Annotated in this window: 9 protein-coding genes; all 9 read right to left on the reverse strand. The window is 52.2% G+C overall.

Going from position 1 to position 13,238, the window contains the following annotated elements:
• Positions 1-42: 42 nt before the first annotated feature.
• The 9 genes from HWI92_RS10460 to HWI92_RS10500 all read right to left on the reverse strand — a co-directional run bounded on the left by HWI92_RS10460 (position 43) and on the right by HWI92_RS10500 (position 13,229).
• Positions 43-1,494 (reverse strand): glycoside hydrolase 5 family protein, encoded by a 1,452-nt coding sequence (locus HWI92_RS10460; protein ID WP_229249292.1) that lies wholly within the window; start codon positions 1,492-1,494, stop codon positions 43-45.
• Between the two features lie 236 nt (positions 1,495-1,730).
• The gene (locus HWI92_RS10465; RefSeq protein WP_204663465.1) at positions 1,731-2,450 is read right to left on the reverse strand and encodes a DUF4198 domain-containing protein; all 720 of its coding nucleotides are present in this window, start codon (positions 2,448-2,450) and stop codon (positions 1,731-1,733) included.
• Positions 2,451-2,466: 16 nt separating this feature from the next.
• Positions 2,467-4,182, reverse strand: a complete 1,716-nt coding sequence (locus tag HWI92_RS10470) for a PepSY-associated TM helix domain-containing protein (protein ID WP_204663467.1) — start codon at positions 4,180-4,182, stop codon at positions 2,467-2,469.
• A complete protein-coding gene (locus HWI92_RS10475; protein ID WP_204663469.1) occupies positions 4,172-4,471 on the reverse strand; it encodes a hypothetical protein in 300 nt (99 codons plus the stop codon). The genes HWI92_RS10470 and HWI92_RS10475 overlap by 11 nt, the downstream gene beginning before the upstream one ends.
• 3 nt (positions 4,472-4,474) lie before the next feature.
• A complete protein-coding gene (locus tag HWI92_RS10480; protein WP_204663471.1) occupies positions 4,475-4,807 on the reverse strand; it encodes a hypothetical protein in 333 nt (110 codons plus the stop codon).
• Positions 4,808-4,843: 36 nt separating this feature from the next.
• Positions 4,844-5,722, reverse strand: a complete 879-nt coding sequence (locus HWI92_RS10485) for a helix-turn-helix domain-containing protein (protein ID WP_229249294.1) — start codon at positions 5,720-5,722, stop codon at positions 4,844-4,846.
• Between the two features lie 111 nt (positions 5,723-5,833).
• Positions 5,834-7,066, reverse strand: a complete 1,233-nt coding sequence (locus HWI92_RS10490; protein ID WP_204663473.1) for a DUF4374 domain-containing protein — start codon at positions 7,064-7,066, stop codon at positions 5,834-5,836.
• A 36-nt stretch (positions 7,067-7,102) separates the two neighbouring features.
• Positions 7,103-9,478, reverse strand: a complete 2,376-nt coding sequence (locus tag HWI92_RS10495; RefSeq protein ID WP_204663475.1) for a TonB-dependent receptor — start codon at positions 9,476-9,478, stop codon at positions 7,103-7,105.
• Positions 9,479-9,914: 436 nt separating this feature from the next.
• The gene (locus HWI92_RS10500; RefSeq protein WP_204663477.1) at positions 9,915-13,229 is read right to left on the reverse strand and encodes a CBM96 family carbohydrate-binding protein; all 3,315 of its coding nucleotides are present in this window, start codon (positions 13,227-13,229) and stop codon (positions 9,915-9,917) included.
• Positions 13,230-13,238 lie beyond the last annotated feature (9 nt).

The following is a 13,238-nucleotide window of genomic DNA, read 5'->3' on the forward strand; positions in this document are numbered from 1 at the left end:
GTCGTATTTTGCTCTTCCATGTGCAGGATAAAGCCGGATTATTCAGGCAGGCCGTACTGCCACAGCAATATCGCTTACCACCGAAGCCAAATGCAGGTGCAGTGTTTCATCACTTTTAACCTGTACAAACTGCTTTTCTACGGCACGCCCATGCACTGTGTCCCAGGTTATCACCTCGTAATGTCCCGCGGTCATGCCGGGTAGGGTGATCTCCACAGGAATTCCCGGCGCATGCTGATCCAGCGATCGCAGCCGGTCGGGTCTTTTCACCTGCGTATCGGTTCTGAGCAGCCAGAGTACGGCCTGACGCCCGTCCGCACAGGCAAATGCAGCAAACCGGCGGTCGCTTACTGTGAGCTCTTCGTTCAGGTTTTTGCGGCGGAAGTTTTTCCAGTCAATCAGGTCGGTAAACCCTGCCATGGCTTTTTGCGCCAGGCGCATTCCCGGCGTGAGGCAGTGCGGATGCCGGTTCGGCCAACGCATCCCGCCCCCGGCCGCACCCGATGCTATATGCGCCCATTGGATATGCCGGAAGTACTCGTCGTCAAAGTCGTGTGCAAAAATGATGTGCTTGTCTTTGAATGCATGGATCGGTCCGTGCTCACTGTCGAAAAACGGCCTGCTTGCCGGCAAATGCGAAAGCGCCTCCCGCACCAGCTGCCCGGCGGTTATTGCCGATGCCACTGTATCCTTGGGATTGTCGATCGTACCGGCATCGTAAAAATGCGTACTGGCAAAATCGAGCATCTTATGCCTGAAAATAACGTCCGCGGCGGCAGGCTGCTCCTGCAGGGTAGGCCCGAAAATCGAGACCGTCTGCGGATGACAGCGGCCGTACAGGCGCATTTCCAGCTCGCGCAAATGCGTACTCAGCTCGTTGATGAACGTTTCGAATACGTCCGTCCGGCCGTTGGCATGCGCAGGATGTATTTCGTTCCACAGGTCCCAGGCAAACAGGACACCGCTACCACCCCAGCGCTCAGCCACAAAGGACAGCCTGTTTTTGACAGCCGCCAGCGTATCCGGACATATCAGCCACTCGGATCGTTTGGCGCAGGGGCCGCCGTTTTTACGGTTGTAGGGATGGTACTGCCACCGCTTCCACATCCAGAAGGTATCTACCGGTGTGAGCAGGATACGCAGGTTATGTTTGGCACAAAGTGTAAACAGATCGTCCCAGAGCCGGACCATATTTTGTGAGAAAGTGCCCGCGGGATTTTCAAAATAGCGGTGCTCACCCTGGGCATATTCCAGCATCAGGCGCAGGCAGGTGACACCATGCTCGGCGAGCCAGGCAAGGTACCGGTCTGCCTCCCCAATGTTTTTTCGTCGGAAAAGACCTTCCAGCTCAGGCCAGGTAATGGCATCATTCTGCCCAATGGGTGTCCAGTTGGCTCCGTTTTCTGTGATAAAGTAAGGCGCATCTGAAGCTGTTTGTACCCAGGGCAGCATATGCGTCAGTGCAGGTGCAGGCAGTTCTTTTGTCTTGTACACTATTTTAGTAGAGGCTACGATTTAGAAAGTGCAGTTTTTACAGGGAAAATCGTGCCATAAGCGGCTATTTCCGCCATCTGTCCTTCTAATCTTTTACAGTACATACACCCGCTCCGGACGAATGCTGTAAAAAAACCCCGGGTGTGGTTCCCGGGAAGTACCTGAAATTTCTAATCGTAGCAGCCCGGTTCATTTTCAATCTCCCGCCAGTCTGCCTGCCTCTCCCGTGTAGCGGACTACTTCGCTACATCCACCAGCAAGGTCGCTGCCCGCCAGATGCCATTATATTCCTTTCCGTTGTGGGTGCCGGACTCTTTCCAGCTTTTGGAGGCTTCAATGTAATAAGTACCCGGCCAGAGCGGTGTAAATTCGGCCATGCCGTTTTCGTCCGTTTCAATTTGCCTTGACCAGCCGCTGGGTGAGGATACGTTCAGGCTGGCCTTCCCGCCGGGCGTGCTCTTGTAAACCGTTGTCAGACGCAGAGGCTTCTGTACCTGGTACGACTTTGCGGCATCTGCAAAAATGCTCAGGTCATTGTTGTTCAAAGCGGCTTCATTGCCTGCAGTAGACTTCCCTACCCTGACCAGCGCACTGGCATTGAACTGGTAAATTGTCTTACCGCCCAGCTCTTTGGCACTATGTCCCACCGACAGGGTGTATACGCCTTCCTGCTGCGGAGTAAACTGAGAGGTAAAATGGTCTTCACCGGCAATAGTGGTCAGCTTTTCCTTTTTTCCGTCGGGCCTGGTAAGCCACAGCTCAAATTCCTTCACGTCGGAGTACCATTCTCCAAGCTTTTCCGGATTTTCGCCCGGCTCGGCATAGGTGATTTTAATTTGCTGCGCTTTACCTGCACTGCCGGCAGGCGCAGTTTGTATCCACAGGGCGTGGGCCTGCAGGTTGGACAAAGTGGCTACCAGGGCCAGCATGGACAGTACTAACTTTCGTGCATTCATAAGATTTGCGGTTAAACTAGATTTTCGTGGTTGCAGATGGGATGCGGGACGGGGCCGGCTTGGCAGGTGTACCCGCCTGATCATTTTTTTGATCCAAAATCCGAAAAGGCCTGGCTTCCGACCGGACGCGCTTCCAGGCAAAAGCACAGCATACCGATAGTACCAGGAACAATGCATCAATGAAGAAGATATCGAATGCACCCTGCTGCCAGGTGGCCCACATCCAGAGACCGGTTGCCATACCATTGGCCACCGGCACGGTCAGGCACAGCACAGCGGACAGCAGGAGTGCCTGGCGGTTCATGAGCGGGAAACTCCGGCGGACTATAAAGTATGTGGACAACGCAAGCCAGCTGTAAAAATAAGTATGGTAAATAGCCGCCTGGTCTACTTTGGGCAGCACTTTCAGCATGATCAAGGTAAATGCCGTGACGGGCAGCATGCTCAGGCAAGCCGCCAGGAATACGTTGCTCGCCCAGAAGTTGAAGGTTCGCTTGCGTTTTTCAGTACTTACCTTGTCACGGGCTACCAGCCAGATCAGGATACCCGAAATAATCACCGCGCAGCCCATCAGACCCAGAATAAAGAATACAATCCGCAGCGGCTTTCCGCCGAAATCGCCAAAGTGCAGGTGGTACACGAGGCTTTTCACACCGTCGATGTAGCTGGCATCTGCTACCGGTGACTTTTCCGCCAGGATTTTACCACTGGCAACCTGCACATGTACAAAGCCGGAGCCTGCAAAGTTGGCCTCAGGATTGGGCTTGGCCTCCAAACTCACCTGCATGCTTTCATCCTGGTAATTGGCAATGTGCACGCGGGTAACCTGGCTTCCCGGCCACCGGCTGCTCCATTGCGCCACAAATGCGTCCATATCAAAGCTGCCCTTCATGGGTGTGTAAGTATAGTCTGCTTTAATCGACCGTCCAAATTCCAGGCTTTCGTACATTTTCTCTGTATTCCCGTCATAAAGCACATTCGCAGCCGGCGTTAGGATCACCCAGTTTACGATCAGGATCACGCCGGTCAATGCAAACACAAACTGGAACGGAAACCCGATGACGCCCAGCACAGTATGCATGTCTGTCCAGACTGTTTTCCACTTGCTCATGGGCCTGAAAAGGAAGAAGCTGGACCTGATCTTGTCCCAATGCAGGAGCAAACCGGTAATTAATGCAAACAGGAACAGGAACGAAACAATGCCTGCAATAAGGTAACCGACCGGCGTACCGATATTGAAAGGAAATACCTGGTTGAGCTGGGCCAGGAAATGCAGGCGGTACAGGAATTCGCCCATATCATATGCATCCGCATAGTCACCGGCCGCTTTCTGGTCGGCGAAGCTGTAAAGAAAGTAAGCCGAATCATCGTCGCCGCCTCTTCTGCCGCGTCCTCTCCTTTTCACTTCTCCTTTCGGCTTTGGTTTGGGCTTGCTGATGGTTGTATCCGCAGAGGCCGTCATGCTCACATAAGCTCCCTGTCCCTGCCGCTGGATATAAAAGTCGAAGCTGCGGCCCTGAAGGTTGTACTTGTGCGAGAGAGAGTCAATCAGGTTGTTGAATCCGGGAACGGGTTTCCGCGCTACGATCGACTTACCTTTTTGCCAGGCTGAGATATCATCTTTAAAAAAAGAAAACGAGCCGGCAAAGAAGATCACATACAGGATTGCGGCAATGATAATCCCGCTGATCGTATGCGTATGGAAGTAAATATTATATTTCCTAGGATCCATAGTTGAAGTTGGACTGAAGCAGGTAAGGCAATGAAAACAGGATGGTCAGCAGGATGTAAATACCCCACACCCGCCACACATTGCGCGCGATAAATGCATAAAGCAGCAGGAAGGCCCACAGCACGTAGCCCGTGACGAAAGCAGTGACGATCACATTTTCTTTGGGTAAAAACGTAGTGCAAAACAGGTGAAGGCTCATCATCACAGCATAACCTCCCACCGTTCCGGCGAGAATTTTACTCAGGCGAAGCCAGGGGGAGCGGGTCAGGTATTTTTTGTTGGCAGGCATAGGTCAGCGGGTAAGGAGTTCGAGCGCAAGCGCGCAGCCGTAAATAATGGCAATGCCCTTTGTACCGAAGTACCGGAATGGAAAAAACAGTACGGATACAGAGCCTGCAGTCATCAGAATGACCACGGCTGCAAAGAGCCCGCTGCCCGGGCCCAGGGCACTGATGCAAAGCAGGGTTGCCGCCAGGAACAATGCGCCGGCCGCGTACCGGCTGTATGACGGGACAGATGCCATGTAGGCCATGGCCTTGTTCCTGGCAGGCCAGCTGATGCGCCGGGAGGTGTTCATCCAGAGCATGAAGCCGCCCAGAAAAAGTAAGCAAATGGTGCTGAACATACGGTTTGAAGTTGGTGCTCTTTTTTGCGTAAAATACTAGTGGTCCAAAGCCATGATCCGCTTTCTGAAGTCCTGCGGTGCATAGCCGGTTTGCTTGCCGAAAAAGCGGGTGAAGTATGCCGGCTCCGAAAACCCCAGCTCATAGCTGATTTCCTTGATGGGCTTATCAATGCACCCGATCTCCCGTTTGGCTTCGAGAATGAGCCGGTCATTGATCATCTGACTGATGGTTTTGCCAAAAGATTCCCTGGTAAGTTCATTGAGGCGCTTGGCGCTGATGGACAGCTTTTTAGCATAAAACTCCGCCCGGCGCTGCTTCCGGTAGTGTGCTTCAATCAACTCGCCCAATGCCTGCAGACGGGGATCACTTTGGGGAATGCTGCTTTCCTTATACAGCTCAATGCAATGCAGCACCCAGCTGCGCAGGTAAGATTCAAGAATAACCGGGCGTGCGGCGCCGGCATACTCGGTCCTGATCAGCCCGGTAATCGTATGCAGCACAGCCAGCCCCTGATCCGGGATCACAATGCTGAAATTGCCGGAATAGCCCGGAAACCTGAACATGTCATTTCCGATCACCCTTTCAAAAAACTCACCCGACATGGCCATCAGAAAGCCGCGCTTGTTGAGCTGCTCAAGACTGTGTACCTGGCCCGGCAAAAGCAGGAACACCTGGTTGCGGGCAATGGGATGATCCCTGAAATCAATGGAATGCAGCTGGCCGGGACCCACATCCGTAAACCAGAGGAGTTCATAAAAATCGTGGCGGTGCAGCCCTTTGAAGAAGTACCCGTCGGCATCCTCAATGGTGGTCATTGCAAAAAATGCCTCGCCCAAATCATGGAGCGGGTAGTCCTGCAAATTCATAGTTTCTTCGTCAAGTGCCTGCTTCGTACCGGATTTTATATAGCTCATGCCTGCCTCCCTCTTGCTGCAAAATATTTTTTCCCTGACCGGATCCTGTGCCCGGCAGGATCAGAAAGTTTCCTGCCGCACGAACCCGGACGGCAGGAAACCTGGTGATGATTACTTAACCTTCACGACAGCGGTAATTGCGCCGCCTTCCACTTTCAACCCCTGCTTGGCTGTGGCCGTGGCGATATCAATTGTATAGATCCAGCTGCCTGCTTCGGAGTTGATCCCGACGTAAACGCTTTTCTTGTCGTCACTCACCGTATTGTTATTGTACGATGCAGATGAGGACGGGATAGACTCCGGTGCGCCGGTTACCCAGGTAAATGTCTGGTTATAAAGGTCTGCAATGGCCAGCCGCTTGTTGCCGGTCGCGGTATTTACAGTACCATACATGTACAGCAGGATTTTACCGCTGCCCAGGTAAGTCTGATTGGCGATCTTGTACCCGCCTGATTTTTCCTGAACATTAAAGAAGTAGCTCTTGTCAAACTCGGTGGTACCTTTCCTGATACGCAAAAATGCTGAAGGCTTGGTAGACGAGGCTACACCAGCCCTGGTAGCCGAGGCCGGCGAAAATCCATATACGTCGCCGCTTTCATCCACCGCCAGACCATTGTTGAAGTACGAGCCGATGAAGCTGGTGCGGTTGTCTTTGATGGTTTTCTCATAGGTCATACCCGGGTAGGAAAATACCGCGATCCAGCTGCTGTCCGGGTAAGCCGTCCCAAACACATCGGGTGCGGCACCTTTGATGCTCATATAAGGTGCAAAAACCTTGTCGCCCACCTGTGTGGCCCAGGTAAAATGCGAACGTTCGCCATTGCCCGCGAGCTGCACAATATTCACCTGGCCTTCGGAAACAATCTTGGACTGGTCTGCATTGATGCGGAACCAGGATGCACTCTCATTGCCGCTGCGGGGCACTTTGATGGTCAGGATATCGTCCCCGGCCGTGGTAAATACCTGCACGGTTTCGGCCTGGAAATCGGACGTTTTTACCAGAGCCCCTTTTTCATCCAGGGTATAGGTCGTCACTGCGCCGGGATTTCCCTGGCCATACAGCAGGCTGAAAAACTTGTTTTTATGCGTGAGATAATACCGGTACGAACCGTCCTGCTCAATGCCCTGCCCTACCGTGCTGATGGTTCCCTGCGTGAGGTCACTGGTGGTGAGGAGGTAATCTGCGACGCCCTGCGAACCGATGGGTGCGGAGGCTACCACGTAGCGCGAGGTGGTGCCCGGCTCAGGATCGGGCGTGGTGCCGGAGGGACTGTCTTCACTGCATGCGCCCAGGAACAAGCCCATGCCTGCCACAAAAAACCATTTCAGGTATGCCTTTTTCATTTTTCTGTTTTAAGTTGAATTATGCGTTAATCGGGATTATTTACTGACGAAATACCGCAGCTTCACGTAAAAGCCGCGACTGGGTTTTTGCAGGCTGAAATTGTCGTACAGCCTGGCATCCAGGAGATTTTTGCATTCCACGGACACATTGTACTTGCCGCCTGCCATCGCATACACCACATTCACGTCGTGGCTGAGCTGTTCGGGAATGTCGAGCTTGTCGCTGCCGAGGCTTGGCCAGTAGAGGTAGTAGGCATGTACATACAGCAGGTTGTAACCCAGGGTGAGCGTATTACCTTTTCGGCCCAGGTCCTTCAAAAACAGCGCGGCATCCGCATTTCCGAAGAGAAATGGCATATTGGGAATGCGGTCGCGGTAGAGCGGGCTCTGGGTAGTGTAGCCTTCTTCAAAGCGGGTGTTGTTGCGCAGGTCCTGGTAAGTCAGGTTCACGCCCGCAGTAAGCAGCTGTTTGTAGGAATAGCGCACTTCGCCATCCACCCCGAAGTTGGTGACATCGGCCAGGTTGTCCATCACCTGCTTGGTCTGATTGGCATTCAGGCGGGGACGGATAAAGCCCTGCGCATCGCGGTACAGCACATTGGCATCCACACTGAACCGGTGTATGCGGCGGACCGCGCCATTGTAGCTGAACCCGAAGTTGTAATTATAGCTCGTCTCGGGATCAAGATCAATATTGCCTTCCAGGTTGATCAGGTCGCCAAAGAGCTCGTCGGTTTCGGGGAGCCGGTAACTCTTCTCGAAAGAGCCTTTCAACTGTAAGTTGCTGAACAAAAAATAGGTGGAGGCGATCCCGTAGCCCAGCTTGCTGAAACTGTTCTTTTGTTCAAGAAAAGCATTGTCACCCCAGTTGCCTGTCGGATTGTAGGAGACCGAGTATTTGTTGTTCTGGGTAAATCTTTTTACAAATACGGATGTGTTCCAGCGTTCATTGTAGTCGAACTTATAACCCAGGCCGAGCACATTCTTCCTGTTGATCCTCGGCTGCTCATACTTTTCTGCATCCGGAAAAAGCTCGTCCTCGCCCCGGCGGTTGAAGGTATTGTACACATTGTTGAGCGTCAGTGCATGGCGCGGGCTGATCTGGTAGGTTACATTTGCGGTAGCCAGACCGTTATTGTTGCGAAACTTGTACAGTGATCTTTCGCGCTCGCTGCCCAGGCCTTCATATTGTTTGTACTGCTGAAACCAGTTGTAGCGCCGGTACACGGTATCCACATTCTGCTCCTGACCGAGGTTGTAGTTGGCCGACAGATTTACATTCAACCCTTTCACAAACAGATCCTTTTTCTGGTATTTCAGGCTGGGCATCACAATGTTGCCTTTCCGGTGCCAGGCCCCGAACACGCTTACCATGCGCGCACCTGTCTGGATCTCGGCTTTGTTTTTTCCCAGTGTAATCCCGACCAGCAGGCGGTCAGCAAATCTTTTGTTCACCACGCCTACATGCGCGATCACGGTTTCATTATGATAGGTATCGTGGAAACGGCGCAGGCGCTGGTTACGGTAATACTCGCCTGTGCTCACATCGGCCACGTCAACATTGATCCAATAATTATTGTCCGAGTAGTTCTGAAATGCATTCAGCTGTGCGGTAAAGCCATTTTTGGCCGTGTACCCCGCGTTGATCGTCGTGCGGTGCGTGTTAAAAGATCCGTAAGAGTAGGATGCATCCAGGTAGCTGTTCTGCCGGGTGTTGGTCACAATATTGACCGCACCGCCCAGCGCATCGGAGCCCAGCCAGATGGGTACGACACCTTTATATACCTCCACGCGCTCGGCGAGATTGATGGGAATGTTGTTGAGCTGAAAAGACGAGCCGAAATTGTCCATCGGTACACCGTCGAGGAAAAACTTAACCTGCCGGCCTGTGAAGCCGTTGAGCGAGAAGTTCATATTGGAACCTACCCCACCGCTCTCCCGTACACGCACGCCCGAAACCCGGTCGAGTGCATGCGACAGATCCAGGGTGGAGTTCTGCAGTTTCCTGGCGTCGATGGCTGTTACATTGTATGCCTGCCGGTTGACCTCCTTCGTTTCTGACCGGCCGATGACCGAATGGGTCTCCAGCTCGCGGATTTCAGAAATGAGCTTAAAACTTTCCCTGACATGCTGGCCGGCTTTCATAGTGACCTGTTTCAGCTGCGGCTGGTAGCCCAGGAAAGTGATGACCAGCTGGTAGGTACCGGGACGTACGTTTTCGAGCGTATAGGATCCATCAGCATTGGCGACGGTACCGTAAGAAGTGCCTTTGAGACCGACCGATGCGCCGGGTAGCGCCTCACCTTCTTCCGTACGCACATGTCCGGAAATCCGGGATGCCGGTGTTTGGGCAAAAGAAATGATTGTCAGGGCACAAAAAAGCCCTGTATGCAGAATTTTGCTAATTTGCATTGCTTAAAATGTTTCAGCGTTTGGAAGCACAGCGCCTCGGCGCGGAAGTCGGACGGGTACCAGCCATCCGGCTTTTTTGCTTATAATCTAATTGGCTCAGGAAAGAAGGTAGTGTTCAGATCATGTATGTCAATGGTAAGGTTTGCAACATCCTCTTTCGGGTATTATGTAGTAGTACAAGCCGGAAGTAGCTGCGCAGAAGTAGTCCCGCAAGCATTTCAGTTTTTTATAAATAAATAGACTTGTTCTAAATAACAGAGCAAAAGTACCCAGTTGTAGCCAGTTTTCCTTATACAATTTGCCAGTTGAGCTGGACTATCTGAACATTTTTGCAGGTAGGAAGGCGGCCAGGGGAACATTCCGCCAGGCCGCCGCATGCTTAGTACCCGGTTTGCAACCGGTAAAAAGAGAGGAGAACTTACAATGAATTTTGCAGCTATGGCGCGATCACGACTTTCCGGGTTGTCATTGTCCCGTCGGCCAAAGCGATCTGAACGAAGTAAAATCCGGCATTGAAATCCCTGGTGACAATGCTTTGTACGGGCGCATTTTGTGATTGATAAAGCACCTTACCTGCATTGTTCAGGATCCGTACTGCCGACACCTTCGACCAGTCAGCTGTTTTCAGGTGAATGATTTCCGTTGCGGGATTAGGATAAACCGCTATTTCAAAATCAAGCTCAAATGTGATTTGTTTCACCTGGGAGTAGGTAAACGAGCCGTCGGCATCGACCATTTTCAGGCGGTAGTAATTGGAGCCGTGCCCAGGATGCAGGTGTGTGAACTGGTAATTTTCCAAAGCCGTGCTCTCACCTTTTGCATTGACGGCACCCAGCAGGTTCCAGGATCGGGCATTTGTACTATGCTCTACTTCAAAGTGGTCGCTGCGGGTTTCGGAAATCGTTTGCCAGGTGAGCCGGGCAGTGGCGGATTCTTTTTGAGCTGTGAATACAGTGAGGGTGACGGGAAGCGGAGGCTCGTCGGTTACAGTCTCTGCAACCGGGATGATCAGCAGTTGCGGCTGGTTCTCTGCATTTTCCCTGCTGTTAAAAGCCAGCGTCAAACCCCTGAGCCTCGAATCGTTTATAACAAATGATACCAGCGCATCTCCGGTTTCCTGCTGTGCAGTTACATAGCTGGTCACATCCAGCTCGTAATATTTTTCAGCTGCATCTACTGATACTGAGCTGAGTATCGGCGTGGATTTACCGTAAACCGCAGCCGAGACAGGGCTTTCTTCAGTCCAGTTGTCATTATTGACGCCGTAAACATCCATCAAAACAGCGTCGTCGCTATCCACATTGCTTCCATAGAGGCGCAATACCGCTTTTTGGACCTTGGCAGCAGTACTAAGGTTGAATTTAAGATAAGAATACCGCCTGCCGGGTAAAGCTCTGAAAATACTCCTGACTTCCAGTTGCGTCTCTGAACCATGTATTCCATTGCCGGGACTTATTCCATCGATGTCAGCATCAGCTACGAAAGTATCCGCAATCGCGCCGAGTGCTATGTTAATGGTCTTTACTTCTATGGCAGAGATCAGAGGGATGTCTGCTGCGCCTGAGAGCAAATCAATATCCAGTTCCCCACCCGTGATGGTTACCTCGAAGGATTGTTCCGTGGCACGCATAGCTCCGCCGGCAGTCGCAAAAATGTCAAAATCCGTTAATACCCGGTTGCCTTCGATATTAACATGAAACTGCCTTTTACCGGCACCTCCCGGCACTTTTCCGGGTGCACCGTACCATAGTTCTGCAAAATGCAGCGTGACGATGGCTTTTCCGTCCGGCATCGGAATCTTGTATCCGAATGCGGCTCCGGTTCGTGCAGACCGGTATACTTCGTCTATGTTCGTGTTGGCAATATTTCCGTTTTCGGCCGTAATGGTGCTGTCTGCGCCGCTGAAATACTGGTCAGCGCGGAATTGCTTGCCTCCGGGTGTCAGAAAATCTTCGCCCCCTGCATTGATCCGGACAAAAGTATTATTCGCCTCTTCGCTGGCGATCAGCATGTTTACCTCAACCCGTACCCGGTTGTGATCGGGTGCGAAAAAGGTCACATAGGCAGCATAGGCATTCGGTTTCAATCCGCTGACATTGATGCTGAATGTTGTTTTGCCGTCTGGCGCAGTTACCACGGTAAGCCACTTGCTGCCTTCCGATTTCACAAACTGCAATGCAGGCGCTGTTCCGCTGTTGCTGGCAATCATTATGTTTTGTGCCGGAGTGGCCGAGCCAGGATTATAATTGAAGGAAAGTTCTGATGCCGAAGCAGTCAGGGTTTGGGAGGGTGCTTCTGCGGAATATTTAACCAGCCAGTAATCAGACGATCCCCTGGCGTCTTCTGTCCTGGTGTCAGCGGCCGGGCCTTTGGGCGAGCTGAAAGATACGTAGCCGTCGCTTAAAGTCGGCTTGATGATGTTCCCTGTGATTGTCTTGTCCCAAACGCGCTGTCCGCTTGCCTTCAGTTTAACCATCCATCCCCCTTCTGCGTCCCCGGTTTTGTCCTGGCTGGCGTGGCCTGTTGACCTGCCGCTCAGGATGTACTCGCCATTGCTGTTCTCGTAAAGCAGCCGCAAGTTGCTGTTACCCGTGATAGAATTATATTGTTCAAACTTGCTTCCGCCCAGCGTCTTTTCCCATTGCTTGATACCGATTGACGAGATCTTCACCATCCATGCATCGTAAACACCCCGCAACACTTCCGACTTATCGCCGCCAATGCCGGAATCCGAAGTTCCGCTTAGCAGAAATCCTCCATCCTTCGTGACGTCTACATTGGTCAGCTTGTCGTTCGCACTTCCTCCAAAAGTTTTATCCCAAAGTTTGGTACCGTTGTTGTCCAGTCTCAATATCCAGTAGTCAAGTAATCCCCTTCCTGCCTGGGTTTTTTGGTTCCCGATTCCATAGTTTGAGCTCCCTCCGAGGACAAAACCATCAGGAAGAACCCTGATCGTCGAGGCAGTTGCCGCGGAACCTGAGCTGCCGCCGAGGTACACTTTGTCCCATTGTTCCGAACCATCGGCGTTTAATTTGGTGATGTAATAACTTCCTTCGGTAACGTTGGCAACAATGTATCCGCCATCGGCAGTTTCGGGCCGGCCTTGCTGGTCCATTCCAAAAAAGCTGACATAGTCCCGGGTCCATGCAATAGTACCGTTTGCAGATAATTTTACCAGATGTCCCCCGACGTCGTACGCATTGGCAAATACAAGATATCCGCCATCAGCAGTTTGCCGGAGCTCCGAAAGCAGTTCTTCACCTCTCCGGACAATGCTTTTCTCCCACTCCATCGTACCAGCCGCCGACAGTTTGACGATCCACATATCGGGCTGCCGGTCTTCCGGGTTTTTCGTACCTCCATTGGGCTCACTCTTATCTGCTCCTACGTCCGAATAGGAGCGGCCGCCAAGAATATAGCCTCCGTCAGAAGTCTGCCTGACGAGTTCCAGGTAATCGTAATCGGTGCCGCCGATGGTCCTGTCCCATTCCTTCTCACCATTGGCAGCCAGTTTGATGACCCAATAATCAGAATGTCCTTTCCCGCCCTCGGATTTGTCCCAGGCGGCATTCGACCCGGACGCTCCGCCCAGGATATATCCGCCATCAGCAGTTTGCTGCACAGAATACAGGTTATCCGCCTCTAATCCTCCGAAAACTTTATCCCATTCCACTGCCGGCTGGGCCATGAGCGCGGTGGAAGTAGTAAAAACCAGGATTATACAATAAATGTTGAGCAAAGATTTTTTCATGAGTAAATG

Origin of the sequence: Dyadobacter sandarakinus (genome assembly GCF_016894445.1) — a bacterium.
Lineage (GTDB): Bacteria > Bacteroidota > Bacteroidia > Cytophagales > Spirosomataceae > Dyadobacter > Dyadobacter sandarakinus.

Excerpts from the sequence above, each read along its gene's own strand:
- HWI92_RS10470 (WP_204663467.1), bottom strand. The coding sequence starts at position 4,182 with ATGGATCCTAGGAAATATAATATTTACTTCCATACGCATACGATCAGC.
- HWI92_RS10485 (WP_229249294.1), bottom strand. The coding sequence starts at position 5,722 with ATGAGCTATATAAAATCCGGTACGAAGCAGGCACTTGACGAAGAAACT.
- HWI92_RS10500 (WP_204663477.1), bottom strand. The coding sequence starts at position 13,229 with ATGAAAAAATCTTTGCTCAACATTTATTGTATAATCCTGGTTTTTACT.
- HWI92_RS10475 (WP_204663469.1), bottom strand. The coding sequence starts at position 4,471 with ATGCCTGCCAACAAAAAATACCTGACCCGCTCCCCCTGGCTTCGCCTG.
- HWI92_RS10465 (WP_204663465.1), bottom strand. The coding sequence starts at position 2,450 with ATGAATGCACGAAAGTTAGTACTGTCCATGCTGGCCCTGGTAGCCACT.
- HWI92_RS10495 (WP_204663475.1), bottom strand. The coding sequence starts at position 9,478 with ATGCAAATTAGCAAAATTCTGCATACAGGGCTTTTTTGTGCCCTGACA.
- HWI92_RS10490 (WP_204663473.1), bottom strand. The coding sequence starts at position 7,066 with ATGAAAAAGGCATACCTGAAATGGTTTTTTGTGGCAGGCATGGGCTTG.
- HWI92_RS10480 (WP_204663471.1), bottom strand. The coding sequence starts at position 4,807 with ATGTTCAGCACCATTTGCTTACTTTTTCTGGGCGGCTTCATGCTCTGG.